Origin of the sequence: Lysinibacillus sp. BPa_S21 (assembly GCF_023337795.1) — a bacterium.
GTDB lineage: Bacteria > Bacillota > Bacilli > Bacillales_A > Planococcaceae > Lysinibacillus.
Map to the genome: position 1 here is coordinate 24,359 of NZ_JALIRS010000005.1, position 16,319 is coordinate 40,677.

The 16,319-nt window shown below is 37.5% G+C and carries 17 protein-coding genes; 1 reads left to right on the forward strand and 16 read right to left on the reverse strand.

Features of this window, described 5'->3' with window-relative positions; translation table 11 throughout:
• Window positions 1–74 precede the first annotated feature (74 nt).
• The 7 genes from MOK21_RS11590 to MOK21_RS11620 all read right to left on the reverse strand — a co-directional run bounded on the left by MOK21_RS11590 (window position 75) and on the right by MOK21_RS11620 (window position 7,242).
• A complete protein-coding gene (locus MOK21_RS11590; protein WP_249074120.1) occupies window positions 75–1,058 on the reverse strand; it encodes a biotin--[acetyl-CoA-carboxylase] ligase in 984 nt (327 codons plus the stop codon).
• Window positions 1,059–1,716: 658 nt separating this feature from the next.
• Window positions 1,717–2,337 (reverse strand): hypothetical protein, encoded by a 621-nt coding sequence (locus MOK21_RS11595; RefSeq protein ID WP_249074121.1) that lies wholly within the window; start codon window positions 2,335–2,337, stop codon window positions 1,717–1,719.
• Window positions 2,338–3,341: 1,004 nt separating this feature from the next.
• Entirely contained in the window at window positions 3,342–4,520 is a 1,179-nt protein-coding gene (locus tag MOK21_RS11600) for a CCA tRNA nucleotidyltransferase (protein WP_249074122.1), read from the reverse strand.
• Entirely contained in the window at window positions 4,507–5,652 is a 1,146-nt protein-coding gene (gene bshA / locus MOK21_RS11605) for an N-acetyl-alpha-D-glucosaminyl L-malate synthase BshA (RefSeq protein WP_249074123.1), read from the reverse strand. Before bshA ends, MOK21_RS11600 begins: the two co-directional genes overlap by 14 nt.
• A 33-nt stretch (window positions 5,653–5,685) precedes the next feature.
• On the reverse strand, window positions 5,686–6,090 hold the full coding sequence (gene mgsA, locus MOK21_RS11610; protein ID WP_100544579.1) for a methylglyoxal synthase: 405 nt from the start codon (window positions 6,088–6,090) through the stop codon (window positions 5,686–5,688).
• Window positions 6,091–6,109: 19 nt separating this feature from the next.
• Window positions 6,110–6,907: a 4-hydroxy-tetrahydrodipicolinate reductase gene (gene dapB / locus MOK21_RS11615; protein ID WP_249074124.1), complete on the reverse strand. Its 798-nt coding sequence runs from the start codon at window positions 6,905–6,907 to the stop codon at window positions 6,110–6,112.
• On the reverse strand, window positions 6,907–7,242 hold the full coding sequence (locus MOK21_RS11620) for a nucleotide pyrophosphohydrolase (protein ID WP_132359220.1): 336 nt from the start codon (window positions 7,240–7,242) through the stop codon (window positions 6,907–6,909). Before MOK21_RS11620 ends, dapB begins: the two co-directional genes overlap by 1 nt.
• Window positions 7,243–7,356: 114 nt before the next feature.
• Here MOK21_RS11620 and MOK21_RS11625 point away from each other — a divergent pair, with 114 nt between their 5' ends.
• Window positions 7,357–8,226: a YitT family protein gene (locus MOK21_RS11625; protein ID WP_249074125.1), complete on the forward strand. Its 870-nt coding sequence runs from the start codon at window positions 7,357–7,359 to the stop codon at window positions 8,224–8,226.
• Window positions 8,227–8,414: 188 nt separating this feature from the next.
• Here MOK21_RS11625 and MOK21_RS11630 read toward each other — a convergent pair whose 3' ends face one another.
• The 9 genes from MOK21_RS11630 to aroA all read right to left on the reverse strand — a co-directional run bounded on the left by MOK21_RS11630 (window position 8,415) and on the right by aroA (window position 16,270).
• Window positions 8,415–9,089 carry a zinc metallopeptidase gene (locus MOK21_RS11630; RefSeq protein WP_249074444.1) on the reverse strand — a complete coding sequence of 225 codons (675 nt, stop codon included), beginning with the start codon at window positions 9,087–9,089 and terminating at the stop codon, window positions 8,415–8,417.
• Between the two features lie 60 nt (window positions 9,090–9,149).
• Window positions 9,150–9,746, reverse strand: a complete 597-nt coding sequence (gene lhaT / locus MOK21_RS11635) for a lipoprotein heptaprenylglyceryl N-acetyltransferase LhaT (RefSeq protein WP_249074126.1) — start codon at window positions 9,744–9,746, stop codon at window positions 9,150–9,152.
• Window positions 9,747–10,220: 474 nt separating this feature from the next.
• Window positions 10,221–11,015, reverse strand: coding sequence for a menaquinol-cytochrome c reductase cytochrome b/c subunit (locus tag MOK21_RS11640; RefSeq protein WP_249074127.1), 795 nt, complete (start codon window positions 11,013–11,015; stop codon window positions 10,221–10,223).
• Between the two features lie 42 nt (window positions 11,016–11,057).
• Window positions 11,058–11,732 (reverse strand): menaquinol-cytochrome c reductase cytochrome b subunit, encoded by a 675-nt coding sequence (gene qcrB / locus MOK21_RS11645; protein WP_053482547.1) that lies wholly within the window; start codon window positions 11,730–11,732, stop codon window positions 11,058–11,060.
• A 14-nt stretch (window positions 11,733–11,746) separates the two neighbouring features.
• On the reverse strand, window positions 11,747–12,253 hold the full coding sequence (locus MOK21_RS11650; protein ID WP_249074128.1) for a Rieske (2Fe-2S) protein: 507 nt from the start codon (window positions 12,251–12,253) through the stop codon (window positions 11,747–11,749).
• Window positions 12,254–12,407: 154 nt separating this feature from the next.
• Window positions 12,408–12,857 carry a DUF2487 family protein gene (locus tag MOK21_RS11655; protein WP_249074129.1) on the reverse strand — a complete coding sequence of 150 codons (450 nt, stop codon included), beginning with the start codon at window positions 12,855–12,857 and terminating at the stop codon, window positions 12,408–12,410.
• 179 nt (window positions 12,858–13,036) lie between these two features.
• Window positions 13,037–13,594, reverse strand: a complete 558-nt coding sequence (locus MOK21_RS11660; RefSeq protein ID WP_249074130.1) for a ReoY family proteolytic degradation factor — start codon at window positions 13,592–13,594, stop codon at window positions 13,037–13,039.
• 14 nt (window positions 13,595–13,608) lie between these two features.
• Window positions 13,609–14,877, reverse strand: a complete 1,269-nt coding sequence (locus tag MOK21_RS11665; RefSeq protein ID WP_249074131.1) for a tetratricopeptide repeat protein — start codon at window positions 14,875–14,877, stop codon at window positions 13,609–13,611.
• A 106-nt stretch (window positions 14,878–14,983) separates the two neighbouring features.
• A complete protein-coding gene (aroA, locus tag MOK21_RS11670) occupies window positions 14,984–16,270 on the reverse strand; it encodes a 3-phosphoshikimate 1-carboxyvinyltransferase (protein WP_249074132.1) in 1,287 nt (428 codons plus the stop codon).
• Window positions 16,271–16,319 lie beyond the last annotated feature (49 nt).

Below are 16,319 nucleotides of genomic sequence, written 5' to 3' on the forward strand. Positions count from 1 at the left end.
CGAGAAAAATAAATATAAAAGAACGTATATTATTCGAAAATATACGTTCTTTAGTATGCTTGTCATTTGTGTTTCTATAAAATTTTTATATCTCCAGCATAAATTGTCCGGACTGTGCCATTATCCTCTGTTAGCTGTAGTACACCTTCATCTGTAATCCCACTGGCAATGCCTTCAAAGCGTCCACGTAAAGTTGTTACTTCAATCCGTTGTCCAATCGTACATGACATTTGTTCCCATAGCTTTTTAATGCTAGCAAAGCCCTCCTTCACGTATAATTCCGTGAATTGTTCTAAGTATTGTAAAATGGACGCAACAAGGGCCGCACGATTAATTTCCTCACCCGCTTCTAAACGTAAAGATGTAGCTATATCAGCAATTTCTGGGGAGAAATCTGATTCGACCTGATTTGCATTAAGACCTATGCCAACTAGTAGTGCTTGTACACGGTCTGCCTCAGCCTGCATCTCTGTTAATATCCCTGTACATTTTTTACCGTTAATGAGCAAATCATTTGGCCATTTAATGGCTGGTTCAATTTGTTTATATAATGTTTTTATCGCCATCGTAACCGCAACGGCTACAACAAGCGTATATGATGAAGCTTGCTGCGGAGTAACATCCGGTCTAACTATTATAGTCATCCAAACCCCTGTGCCATTTACTGATTCCCATGGACGTGCCATACGACCACGACCAGCAGTTTGCTCCTCCCCGATTATAATCGTGCCATGAGGAGCGCCTTCTTGTGCAAGCTTATGGGCGATTATTTGTGTTGAATCTACAACATCAAAATAATGAATTTCACGTCCAAAATGTTCTGTATTTAAAAATAGTTCAATTTGTGTTGGACTTAAGCTATTTGGCACACCCGTCAGTACATAGCCCTTTTTCTTTACAGTTTCAAATGTATAGCCTTCCTCTTGTAGTGACTGCATATGCTTCCACACAGCTGTACGTGATACTCCAAGGGCATCTGCTAGCTCCTGACCCGAAACCGCTTCACCATTAGCAGCTAATATTCTTTTTAAAATTTCATCCTTCATAGATATACTCATGCTAATCAATCCTTTAGTAAACTCTGCTATTAGTTATTAGTAATTTTTGTTGTTCATTATCAATCTGAATTATATTAATCATACTGTAAATTATGACAATTGACCACATTCTATCCTCAAATACTTATAGACACTATTTATTCGTTAATTTTAACTATTTTACTTAAGCCTTCGTTCCCCTATCGTTGATCCCCAAGGAGTCGCCCAGCATCCACTACAATCAACTTAGCACATGGTATGCTTTTTAACAAATGTCATCTCCAATTTTTGGTGATAAGCAAATAAATTATAGAAACAAACAAAGAGCTTAATTTAATAATAAGGAGCCGTCTCATTCATTTTTGAGAACGGCTCCTCGTTTAAAAATCAATGTTAATTTCATTTGATATTTCCTACTACATCTTACATGAATTTCAGCTATGTATATAAGTTTTCTAAACTTTATAATTGGTTTTGAAACGTAACTAATCAACGTGTTGACTCGATATTTTAAAAATTAGTTTTATAAATCCAATTCATTATCGAATAAAGTTTTCAACTTCTAATTCCTCTAAATATTTACGCAATCCTCGTTTCTTAATATGTTCACTCTGTAACATCCACAGATAATATTAAAAAGAGCAGCAAAATGCTACTCTTTTTTAGTTAAATTCTATTTTTAACTAATCGAACCCTTTGAATCACAATAAAATTGAACAGAAACATTATGGTTAGAAGTAAGACTATTTATAGTTAATTTACCTCCTACTAAAATTGAATACGTACGTCCACCATCAATTAAACTTGGAATATAATCCGTTTGACTCCAAGATCCAATAGAAGTTGAGGAAGTAATTGAGTTAATTCTAGTAAACATTTGTCGTTGATAATAACTTTCATATTGAGTTTCAAAAGAACCTTTAACAGTAATAGTCGCTATTGCCCCATTAGAATTTACACTTTTAGTCTTTGTACCATATGCTATACTACGGGGTTGAATACCACTTTCTGACTCTGATGTATCAACAAAATTTACACTAGCTCTTTCCGTTGCATATTTTTTAAATTCTGATAGTTCAACATAATCTTCAGATTTATATTCTTCAAAAGGTACAAGTTCCAATGTTGCATTTGGATTTCCTGAATTGATTTCTTCTACAATTTCCTTATACTGCTTGTAATATTTCAGTTTTTGTTGCTCTGATAAATCCAAACTTGCGGCTGATGCCTTTAAACTTCCGAATGCAAAAATAGTAATAAACAAAATTGTAATAATGCTAAAAATTTTTGTTACTTTCACTATTTCACCCCCCCTTAGTAATTGTAAAAATTTTAATATATTTATTCATAGCCAGTACCTTCTTATCTATATTCATATTTTTCACTCTTACAATAAAAACGAATGAACTTATAAAGTAGGTTACCTGCATTACATTCACTCGTTTTTTTGCCTATTTTAAGCTTTAAAAGTTTTTTAGCCAATTAGTTCATTACATGTGCAATAGCTAATTGTTCTGCAACCTTTTTATTTGTAACTTCTTTAATATAAGGTTTTACGTAAATTCTCAACACCCTTTCTGATATTATTGAAAACAATAGTCTTATTTATTACTTTAACAATCTATTGTAAATGTTATTACTATCACTGACAGGGTATTATCCCTAAGGGATATCGATTTCTTTTTAGTAATAAAACTTTATTGTTTCCTTTTGAACTATAATTTTTCACTGTTTTTTTGCGAAGATTAAGAATCTTTGTTTATTTACCAAAGTATGCTATTACCATACCATTCAATATACATAATTTCAAAATCAACTTTTGTTTAAAATTGAACAAAAATTGATAAAATCAGGAAAATAGTGAATTCGGGAAAATCGAAGTTTTCTTAATTGCCCAAAAATTATGGGAGTTAACACCTAAAAAATTTGAATGAGCGTTGAAAATGGAGGAAATTGACGAAGTAGCATAGTTTAAGGAGCTGTTTATTTATGGCTAACAACATAAAAACATATTGTCCTGCTTATAGAAAGGACACATTGTATTTGAGGGATATGGATTAATGCGATGAAACTGTTTTTCTAGTCCATACGTGATAATGATTAAAAGAGAGTAGCTTTTGCTGCTTTTTTTATTTATGTGCAAAAACTACTTTAAATCGATATTTTTTTGATTATTAAATGTATCTCTAAAATTTGCTCTATTACCTCAAAAAAATTAACTAAACCTAGTTAGTAACAAATCAAATAAAAAGAAAAACGCCCTAAGCCTTGATGATTTAAGACTTTCGGGGTTTCTCTTGTTAATTACATTTGTTTGAAATAATCATGTTCTATCCAATTCTTGATCTGTTGTTGGTCATTTTGAAGCTCACCATTGACAACCGCTTCAAGCATCGCCTGCAATGCTTCTTTTACCCACGGTCCACCCTTTTTGCCAGACCACTTTAATAAATCTGTACCGTTTACAACTAGCTCTCGCTTGTGCCTAATAGGGAGTTTTGTCTGTATTTCCTGAATACTTTGTTGTGGCATTTGAACGTCAAGCTGTCTCAGCTCCGCAAAATAACAAGCAGCTTCCAGCTCCTGTTCTGTATACAAAAAGTAATCCATGTTTGTCCAGCCGTTTATTAAAGCTTTTAAAGCTTCTATCACAGCTTTTACAAACGCCATCTCCTTATTCGATAAACGATATTCACCTAACACTTCTCGCCAATGCTCACCCTGTAAGACCGCAAAATATGCCCAGCCTAATTGCTTATCCTGGGTATTAAATGCATACCAGTCATCCTCTTGGAAAGTACCATTCAAATAATTCACTAAATTACTTTCTTCCAGCTTTCTTATACCATTAAAAACATATTTCCCTACCCACAGCTTATCGAGCTCTGCCTTGATGCGTTCCCTTGCAATCCAAGAAATATTATCGGCCTTGTCCCGCATTGCTTTCAAGGTTTCTGATTCAATTTGAAATCCGAGCTGTGCAGAAAAACGGACGGCGCGCAACATTCGTAAAGCATCTTCAGAAAAGCGTTTCTGTGCGTCACCAACAGCTCGAACAATACCAGCTTCAATATCTTGGCGTCCTCCGTAAAAATCAACAAAAGCGCCATCGCGACGCATCGCAATGGCATTCATCGTAAAGTCACGGCGCTGTAAATCTTCTTTTAGCGAACGTACAAATTGCACTTCCTCTGGTCTACGGTGATCCGTATATTCTCCATCTGTGCGATATGTCGTTACCTCCACCGATCCAGCTGGCACGATTACAAGAACCGTCCCATGCTGAATCCCGATATCTACTGTGTGATGAAAGACAGATTTTACTTCGTCGGGCATAGCATTTGTCGCAACATCTACATCATGGGCAGGGCGACCGAGTATGGCATCTCGTACCGCACCACCGACGATTACTGCTTCAAAGCCAGCGCTTTCTAGTTGTTCAATAACTGAATAGGCTGCTTGCCATTCTTTATTGTTTTGCATGATTTCTTTCCGCAACCTTTTCATACAATTTTTCATATTGTTCTACAATTTTAGATGAATGGAATTTTTCATCAACAGCACGGATAGCTGCTTCTCGGAAACGTTGTAATTTCTCACTATCATTCAATAAGTCCACGGCATACTCTGCCACAGCGTCCGTATCACCTAATTCCACTATATAGCCATCTACACCATGTTCAATGACTTCTGGAATACCGCCTACAGCTGATCCAATACAAGGTACACCACAAGCCATTGCCTCAAGTAAAACTAGCCCAAACGATTCTTGTTGTGATAGTAATAATTTAAGATCACTGATCGCATACAATTCAGCCAGATTTTCTTGCTTCCCTAAAAATAGAACATCATTCATGTAAGGACTTTCCTTTACTTGGTCCATTACACGATGCTTTTCTGGTCCATCTCCTACAAGCAACAGTTTTACCTTCATGTTTGCGCGAATCTTCATAAAGGAATCTATAATATGTGGTAGATTTTTTATTTTCCGGAAGTTAGATACGTGAATTATAACTTTTTCGTCTTCTTGAATTCCGAATTGTTCCTTTAGTTTTCCTTGACTGCGTGGGAAGTATTCGCGTTCATCTACAAAGTTATAAATCGTGTTAATCGGCTTTACTGTATCAATAAGCTCATAGGTTTGTTGCTTTAATGCCTCTGACACTGTTGTTACGATATCAGATTTGTCTATGCCATACTTAATGGCCTGTGAAAGGGTGGAATCCTGCCCAAGTACCGATATATCAGTACCATGTAACGTTGTGACAATCCCAATGTCCCGACCACTCATTTCACGTGCTAAAACAGCACAGACAGCATGTGGTATTGCATAATGTACATGAAGCACATCTAGTCCTTCATCCTTAATCACGTCCGCCATTTTACTCGCTAATGCTATATCATATGGCGAATATTGAAATACTGAATAATTATTAACTTCTACTTCATGGAAAAAGACGGTCGGATAAATTTTATTCAATCGAAATGGTACGCTTGAGGTGATGAAATGAATCTCGTGTCCTCTCTCTGCAAGCATTTTTCCTAATTCTGTTGCAATAACACCAGAGCCTCCAACTGTTGGATAACAGGTAATGCCAATTTTCAGCTTTTTCATTCGATTATCATCCTTTCTAAATCACGTCTTTTATTAATTTCGTCTTTCTTGAATCAGTCTCCAATCCACAAAGCCTTCTTGTAGGCCTTTTAGTAATATTTCTGCTGTTCCCATATTCGTGGCCAGTGGCACTTGGTAAACATCACAAAGACGAATAAGTGCAGAAACATCTGGCTCATGTGGTTGTGCTGTTAACGGATCACGGAAAAAAATGACCATGTCCATATCATTATTGGCAATCATTGCGCCAATTTGTTGATCGCCACCAAGTGGTCCTGAACGAAAACGTGTTACCTCTAAGCCTGTAGCTTCTATAACACGCTGTCCTGTCGTACCTGTAGCGAACAAAGTATGCTCATTTAAAATATCTTGGTAAGCAATAGCAAACTGTACTAAATTATCTTTTTTACGATCATGTGCAATTAATGCGATTTTCATAATGCTTCCATCCCAATCTTTAGATGATGTTTTCTAAACCATATACAAGTTGATCCATTTTCATGACTTCTTCTACGCAAAATGCTACACCCGACATAAAAGAATTACGGTTTAACGAGTCATGACGAATTGTTAATAGCTGTCCGTCTCCTCCAAATAACACTTGCTGGTGTGCCACTAAACCTGGTAAACGAACTGAGTGAATACGCATGCCATCAAATTCTGCCCCACGTGCCCCCTCAAGCGTTTCTTTTTCCTCTGGATGTCCTTGCATCTTTTGTGTTCGCACCTCTTGGATCAATTGTGCTGTTTTAACAGCTGTTCCTGAAGGAGCATCTAGCTTTTGATCGTGGTGCATTTCAATAATTTCAACATCAGGTAAATATTTTGCTGCTTCCTTTGCAAATTTCATCATCAGGATTGCTCCTATCGCAAAGTTTGGAGCAATAATACAGCCTAGTTCTTTTTCTTTAGCAATTGCTGATAATTCCTCTAATTGTTCATCTGTAAAGCCCGTTGTACCAATTACAGGTCGTACATTTAGTCTTAAGGCCTCTTTAGTATGTTTGTATACTGCATGTGGGCTTGTTAAATCTACTAATACGTCTGGTGCAGTTGCCTCTATAAGGTCAGACATATCTGTAAAGATTGGAGCCGTATAACTTGATGGAAACATCTCCAAATCAGCTAATGTTTTTCCTACTTCTTTATAATCTAGCACAGCTACTAATTCCATTTTGTCATGCTTCATGACCGTATGTACAGCCTCAGCCCCCATTTTTCCCCTTGGTCCTGCAATTGCTACACGAATTGACATTATTCCCCATCCTTTCTAGTCCAGCGATCTTTATCCCTTGTTTCAAATTTATGTATAACGCGTAAAAGTGCTTCATCTAATTTTATGCCTTGTGCATTTGCAAAACAAACTAAAACAAAGAAAAAGTCTCCTAATTCTTCTTCGATGCTGTTTGCTTCCTCTGTACTCTTTTTCTTCTTTTGCCCGTAAACGTCTTGTACCTCGCGAGATAATTCACCAAGCTCCTCGGTTAGACGTGCCAATAACTCGAATGGCGGGAAATAGCCTTCCTTAAATTGTCCAATATAATCATCCACACGCTGCTGTAAAGCTTGCATTGTCACTTGTTCAGTCATCTAAATCACACTCCTACTTACCATCGTATAAAATTTACACCATTGTTGTCAAAAACAATAAAATGTCAGATAATAGATAGCACTACTTCATTGATTGAGACTTCAGGAGGTCATATGCTAAAACAGATCAAAATCAGCAATATCGTCGCAATAATGCTCGGAGCTGCAATTTTTAGCTTCGGATTTGTCCACTTCAACATGCAAAACCAACTTGGTGAAGGGGGCCTAAGTGGGATTACTCTCATACTTTATTTTACACTAGGCTGGGACCCCGCCATCATGAATTTACTATTAAACATTCCTATGTTTATAATTGGGTATCGTTTACTTGGAAAAAAATCATTTATTTATACGCTTGTTGGAACTTTATCTGTCTCCGTCTTCCTTAAAGTTTTCCAAAAGTATCAATTTACGATTCATTTAGAAGACGATTTGTTACTTGTTGCTCTTTTTGCAGGGGTTTTTGTTGGACTAGGGCTCGGTATCGTCTTTCGCTTCGGTGGTACTACAGGCGGAGTAGATATTTTAGCACGTCTTGGTCATAAATATTTTGGTTGGAGTATGGGTAAAACAATGTTCATCTTTGATGCAATTGTCATTACACTATCTTGGCTAACGTTTTTAGATGCACGCTCTATGATGTATACCCTTGTTGCGGTATTCGTTGGTGCACGTGTCATTGATTTTGTCCAAGAAGGAGCATATGCAGCACGTGGGGCACTTATTATATCTGAAGAATCTAGCGCCATTGCAGAGATGATTGCAGTAAGAATGGAACGCGGCATTACTATACTTGAAGGTCATGGCCATTTTACGAAGCAACAAAAAGAAGTTATTTATTGTGTTATTGGCCGCAATGAGGTTGTACGCTTAAAATCTATTGTCCATGAGATTGATCCTCATGCTTTTGTATCTATCATCGAAGTACGCGATGTTGCAGGAGAAGGTTTCACGCTGGACGAGCAAAAACAACCACTCCATTAACATGATCAATCAGCCTGCTCTCCTCGAAAACATGTTACTTTTTCGAGGAGAGCAGGCTTTTTCTACATATAAATTATCAAACGAGGTGCGTTTGTGTTGATTCATCATGTTATCCACCTTGATTAACTAGAAGGCTTAACGGATTAAAAAACTTGCTATAGTGAATTCCCACTACAACAAGTTTTTTATTAGTCGTCATTTCGCATATTTGTAAAGATTAATACTAAACGTAGTAATTCTAATACTGCTACTGCTGCTGCGGCAACATATGTTAATGCGGCAGCACTTAACACTTTTCGTGCAGGACGCTCTTCTTCATTTGTAATAATCCCTAAAGAGTTCATTTGTACTAATGCACGCTTAGATGCATCAAACTCTACAGGTAACGTTACTAATTGGAATACCACACCTGCTGCTAATAATACGATCCCTAAAAGTAAAAATTTTGGGTTCGTTGCAAAAATACCAATCATGACAAATATCCAAGACATATTTGATGAAATATTTGCGACTGGCACTAGCTTACTACGTAAAGTTAGCATTGAATAAGCTTCTTTATGCTGGATGGCATGGCCAACCTCGTGGGCAGCAACTGCAGCGCCAGCAATACTCGCCTCGTAGAAGTTACTTTCTGATAAAGCAACTGTTTTTGTTGCCGGATTATAATGATCAGACAACACACCTTGTGTTGGAACAACTCGTACATCATATAAGCCGTTCGCATCTAAAATCGCACGCGCTACCTCTGCACCCGTTTGTCCCTTCATTGTACGTTCATTTGCAAATTTATTATACGTACCCTTTACTTTCATCTGAGCGTAAAGCGGCAGTAGCATTATTATTGCAAAATAAACAATATACATACCTGTTGACAATTTTCTAACCCCTTTCTACCTCGATACTATAATTCTATATTCATTTACCTAATTCGGCAAATATTTGCGCCACTTAATTGAAAAGATGGCTAGAAAAATGCATATAATTGATAACCAAAAAGTAAAGTATCCAATATAGCTCGTGTAATCCGCTAAATCACGATACATCGGCATTTGACCAAATACATAATCAATGACATCATTATGCAATGTCCATACGGCCGCAACGGCAATATGCCAATATGAAAAAACATATTTGCCAAGATACAGAATAGCTTGGACAGCCATTGCAAAATGCGAGCCCACAAGCATCCATCCTTGCCTACCAATAGATCCAGTTTCAATCAGCGTCCAAATATTCATCACATCGGCCCAGATTCCATACTTCACTAATGTAATCAGTGCTAGCACTTCCATTAGCGGCCATCTTTTACCCATAATCCAAGCTAACAATACAAAACAAAAGAATAAGCTAGCTGTCGGGCTATCCGGTACAAAAATATAAAAAATTGGTTTCGTGATGGCAAGCTGCCCTCCATACCAATAATAACCGTAAATAGTTCCTAATAGATTGATAATAAGTAATAGTATTAAAAATGACTTATGGGTAAGGAGATACCAGATGTTTGCACGTGTAATTTGCATAATTAAAACTCCTTTAAGTTCTGTCTTTACTAAGATGCCTTTTTTAACTGTTATTATGTATAAAATTGTTTTTAATAGGCCACAATCTTTCAACATTGAATATTGGCAGTATTTTTTGCCTCCATCCAAAACGTACGTTGATTTCCGTTCCGACTGATGCTCTTAGCCTTCGTTCCCCTATCGCTGTTCCCCAAGGTGTCGCCAAGTCTCCACTCCATTCAACTTAGCTTCATTTTAACCAATGTCATCCTACCTTTTATTGATGAGCCTCCCTTAAAAGTAGACTATAGCAAATGTTAGGCTATTGCATTGGTAACTGCCTCTTCACTTTCGAATATCTTAAATTGTATGTATATCCTATATGAATATTATAGAAGTAAAATATATTTTGCGGGAACTTTTTTGAAGGTATAATAGTCACATTAATATACTAGAAGAAAAAAAGAGCCAGTTTCCTGACTCTTTTAAACATACTTATTTCTCTTCTTTTAAGCTCGCAATAAATTCTGCTAATTGCTTCGCTTCTTCATCTGTACCTTGGAATTGGCCAGGTGGCATGTTGCCACGACCATTATGCATAATATCTTCAACTTCATCAGCCGTTAAAGTATTACCAAGTAACTTTGGAGCAGCTGGTCCACCTTTTAAGTCAGCCGCATGACAGCCGATACAAGATTTAGCTGAGTCACCTGCTTCACCACTCCAAATTTTATAACCTGGTAGTGTTTCATCAATAGTAACGTCAACTTCTTCTACAATTGCACCCATTGCTTTTTGAGCTTCCCAGTCATGGTTAGCAACTGCTTCCCATGTTAAGTAAAACATAGCTGCCAGAGTCAATAACATAAACGCTGTTGGTAACGGACGTTTAGATGGACGACGTTCTGGACTTTTATCTAAAAATGGCATTAATAATAGCGCTCCAAATGCAAGACCTGGAATAACAACAGTTCCAATAACATTATATGGACCTGAAGCAAATGAATATTTTAATAATTGATACAAGAATAAGAAGTACCAGTCCGGTAATGGAATGTACGCTCTTGTTGGATCAGCTGGTCCTTCAAGTGGTGATGGATGTGCAACTGTTAATATTAAATAAGCAATTAAAAATACAGCACCAACCATCCATTCTTTTAGTAAGAAGTTCGGCCAGAAAGCTTCCGTCTTACCTGGATATTCGGAATAATCCTTTGGAACGTTCGGCATTTTGTGATTCGCTTTAATACGTGAATCACCAACAAATTTCATTCCTTTTCCGCGATGCATTTTGTCCCCTCCTTTAAAAAATCATCGAACCGTCAAGAACTATTACAACGGCCCTGAAATTCCTTGACGACGAATCATGATAAAGTGTGCTGCAAGTAATGCAAACAATACTGCAGGTAAGAAGAATACATGAATCGCAAAGAATCGTGTTAACGTTTGAGCACCAAGAATAGTTGAGTCACCCGCTAATAAGATTTTAATCCATTCACCGATAAACGGTACAGATGCAGCAATTTGGATACCTACTTTTGTAGCGAATAATGCTTTCATATCCCAAGGCAATAAGTATCCTGTAAAACCTAGACCCATCATTACACCGAAAATACCTACACCAACCATCCAGTTTAATTCACGAGGTTTCTTATAAGAACCTGTAAAGAATACACGAAGAGTATGTAAGAACATCATTACGATTACTAATGAAGCTCCCCAGTGGTGCATACCGCGTACGATTTCACCAAATGCTACTTCGTTTTGTAAATAATAAACTGATTTCCAAGCATTTACTACATCTGGTACGTAATACATTGTTAAAAACATACCTGATAGTATTTGAATCACTGTGATGAAGAATGTTAATCCACCAAAACAGTAAACGAATGCTGAAAAATGATGTGCAGGGTTCACGTGCTCTGGCACTTCGTGGTCGGCAATATCACGCCAAATCGGTGTAATATCTAAGCGTTCATCGACCCAATCATAAATTTTATTTAGCACTTTTTTGTACCCCCTTACTTAACTAGAGTATTTGCACGAATTGGACCAAGCGATAAGTAACCGTCTTCTTCTTTTACTTCATATTCATCCAACGGACCTAACGGTGGTGTTCCTTTTACGTTGTTACCATTCTTCTCGTAGCGTCCACCATGACAAGAACAGAAGAATTGATCTGGGTGTGTTGAATCTGATCCCCAATCCACCATACATCCTAAATGCTTACAAACAGGAGATAATGCAACGATTTGATCGCCTTGTTTGAAAACCCATGCTACGTTTGTTACTTCTGATTTGTACCATGCATCAACTTGTTCAAATTTTAAGTCAACTTTAACAGGTTTTTCAGTAATATCAGCGATTTTATGCTCTGTTTTTATAAAGTTCCCACCTGCATGACTTTGTAGTACTGGGTCTATTGCAAAACGAAGCATTGGCATCAGCATACCCGCCGCCATAAAGCCACCTACACCAGTAAGTGTATAACTTAGGAATTGACGACGTGAAACTCGATTATTACTCATTTTTTTCCCCCCTCTAACTTAAAGGTCAGTCCAACGGACAGTCTTTTACAAATAGTAATACTAGGACATATCTATGATATATCAACTCCATAGCTTGGTCAATATAGCATTCTGTGGAAAGCTGGAGAATGTGAACATTTATTGAAACAAATTGTTAAATCTGTGCCCATTTGGTCGAAAGCATCGGAATCACTTGTCGCAATTGATCTTCGAGAATGGAGTTCTTCACGCCTCTATCCATACTTTCTAACGGAATTGCTGGTAGCCAAATAACATTTACTTCCTCTCCAATATTTGTCCAAAAATGGTCACAAGTAATGAAGAACACATGCTTAAAACCAGCATTATGTAATTGTGCCTCTAATTGCTTCGGCAGATCTTCGTTTTTTAATGTTGCACTACTCGAAAATGGTGGCATCAGTAATAAACGACCTTTAAACTGTTGTTCTATAAAAGATGTAAGCGATAACAAAAAATCTGCTTCTGTACCACTTTGTTTCATTTTTTCAGGAGTTAAATCGACGGATACGAGCGGAACAATAGCTGTATCGATAAATTCCTTCTGTGCCATAAACGATGTCACATCGCTTGCATTAAAATACATCTTTACAAACCTCCTCTAGTTGCATAAATCAATTTCGCCTTCATCGTAGCTATCGCTACAAATAAAAAAATGCCCTTCTCCACTCTTCAATAGGATAACCAATAAAAAGTGAAAACAATCATTCACTTGCTATGTTATCATATTGAGGTAGATAAAGGACATTCAATTTTTACTTTTAACTATCGTAAATTAGCCGTTTCCTTTAAAGCTTGTAACAAATTTGACAATTCATAAAACCGCTCTTCATCTCCCTGATCGAGAGCTTCATCAATTTGCGCGAGTAATTTTTCTTCTTGGAATACGAGTAAGCTGTTGGAAAGCAGCTCTTCTGCCAGTAAACGGTCTTTTTCACTAACTATCAGTGCTTCTGGCATATAAGGGTTTTCTTCAAGAACTGCTAAGTATTGTGCACTTGGTGGTATATTTGGAAAATTCAATTGGATATACATATCTTCATGCTCATGCAAACGTAAATCATGGAAGGATTTCTCAGCATCTGCTGTCATTACATTGCCTTTGTAAAAACGAAACGGCACACCTGTTGAGTCAACAGTTGACATTACCATTGCTCTAGGGCAATAGTGAGCTTCTTCAACAAATCGAATCCGTTTTAATAGCTCATCGTTGCTTAATAAGTAATTCAGAATCCATACACACTCACGACGTTTCAATTGATAATTTTTTAAAAACCATCTAACAAATGCTTTTTTATCGACAACTGATACAGAAGCAGTCATACCCACTCCCTCCTTTACTCAAATTCTAAGGTTTCTAACTTCTCTTGCCACTCAAGTTCACCTGGCTGAATAGTTATTAATTGACCGAGTACTTCTTTAGCTTCTGAACGCTTGCCTTCCTCTAATAAGAAATAAACATATTTCCCCAAAAATGCTGCGTCTTCCTTAAAATCATTATATGCCAAACGGTAAAATTCGTATGCACGGTCGTACAATTCTAAATTTTCATATGCATGCGCTGCAAACGGGTATAACGTGCTCCATTCAAAATCATTTTTTTGCAACGTTTCAAATAATTCAATAACATCCTCATGACGCTCTTGCTGTGCCAACACAGAGATTAAAGCTAATACTGCCTCCATGTATTCAGGATCTAAAGCAATAGCTTCACGCAGATGCTGTTCACCCTCAGCTGGCAAACCCGTTTTTAAAGCCATTTTACCTGCGAATAAATATAAAGACTTATCATATTCATCACGCTTTAATCCTTCGAGAATAGCAGCGTAAGCTTTTTTATTGTCCTCCGTCATGGCGTAGCTTTCAGCAAGCAATAAATAAGCAGAAAAATAATCAGGGTCTAATTCTTTTAATTCCTCTAATTGTTTAATGGCCATTTCATATTTTTGTGATTGGAAGGCTGAATACGCTGCACCAAATAAAACATCTGGCTTTACTTCATCATCCAGTGCTTTTAAATAGTAATCTAAGGCCGTTTCATAGGCAGCTCCTGCGCGGTACACCTCAGCAAGTCGCTCAACAAGACTAACCCCAGCAAATTCTATTTGTTGTTCATATAATTCTTCATATAGTCTCGCAGCCTCTAAAAAACGACCAGTTTCAAATAAAAGCTCCGCTTTAGCAAACTGTAATAATGGCTCTTCTGGTAATATAGATAGCGCCTCGTTGATGCGCATTTCTGCTACTTCAAATAACCCTTGCATTTGATAATAATCCGCTAATACTAATAATGCTTGCGGATATTCTGGAGATGTCTCCTCTACTTCTAATAAAAAATCTAACGCTTCATCTTCATCACCCAGTTCCATTAATACGTTTGCACGATCAATTTTTAACTGTGCCTCTTCTGGGAATAAAAATTGTAAATGCTCCAGTACACGGTCAGCTTCCTTCATATATCCATATTGCATAAATACTTCGGCTAGCGTATAAATTTCCTCAGGTAGCTCCTTTGTTAAAAATGATTCCAGTAGCTGTTCAATTAGTGCTAAGTCCCCTTGTTCAAGAGCTTGCATCATTTCAGTCATCGCATTGTTCACAGTCATTCACCTATTCTTTCATTAATACCTTTATGCTACATAACATTTTCTTTCGAAACAAGAAAAAACTCCCCAAATGACTTGGAGAGTCAAGTATCGACTTTACTTTACTTTATTTTACTTCCTCTATATGTTCGAAAAACGATGGATAAGAAACCGCAATACATTCTGCGTCATCTAAAGTGACAGCACCATCTGCTATTAATGCTGCCACAGCGCCCATCATTCCTATGCGATGGTCACCATAAGTTTTAATGCTTGCACTACGTAATGGCGTTGGTCCTTCAATGATCATTCCATCCTCAGTCGCTTCAATTGTAGCACCTAGTTTTTTCAATTCATCCACTACAGCTGTTATCCGGTCTGTTTCCTTCACTTTTAACTCCTCGGCATCCTTAATAATCGTTTTACCGTTCGCCTGCGTTGCTAATAAAGCAAGGATTGGGATTTCATCGATAAGACGAGGAATAATATCTCCTTCAATTGTAGTTCCCTTTAATGCTGACGTTTCAATTGTAATTGTTGCTGTCGGCTCTGATTGGTTATCTTCATTCGGCAGAACTGTTATAGCTGCCCCCATACTCTGAAGCACTTCGATGATACCATCTCGCGTTGGATTAACTCCGACATTTTCTAGCGTTACTTTACTATTTTCACAAATTGCTCCTGCTACTAAGAAAAAGGCAGCAGATGAAATATCACCTGGCACAGACACATGTGTCCCTGTTAAAGTTTGCCCTCCTTTTAATGATATAACACCACTCACCTCATCAACCTGTGCACCAAATTGGCGTAGCATTCTCTCCGTATGATCTCGAGATACTTCATTTTCTCGCACAATTGTAGTACCTTTAGCGCGTAAACCTGCCAGTAAAATAGCTGACTTCACCTGTGCACTCGCAACTGGCATATGGTAGTCAATAGCTTGTAATGCTGTACCTTGGATAGCTAATGGCGTATATTGTCCATCTGCCCTTCCAGTAATGTGTGCACCCATTTGACGTAACGGATCAATAACACGGCGCATCGGTCGTTTTCCAATAGATGCATCCCCCGTCATTACTGAATGTACATTAGATCCAGCTAAAATCCCTAGCATTAAACGTGTCGTCGTACCAGAGTTACCTGTGTATAGTACCTCTGTAGGCTCTTGCCACCCCTCAATGCCTGGACTGTCAATGGATACATTTGTTCCTTCAACGTCAATTTTTACACCGAGCTTTCGGAAGCAATCAATTGTACTCAAACAATCCTCACCTAATAAAAAGCCTTCAACTGTCGTTTTACCCGTTGCAATCGCTCCAAACATTACAGAACGGTGAGATACAGATTTATCACCTGGAATCGTTAAAGTCCCTTGTAAAGAAGGTTTATCATATTGTAATATTTTTTCACTCATCGTTCTTCCCTCCAATATGAAGATAGAAAGCGCCGCAATTCCGACGCTT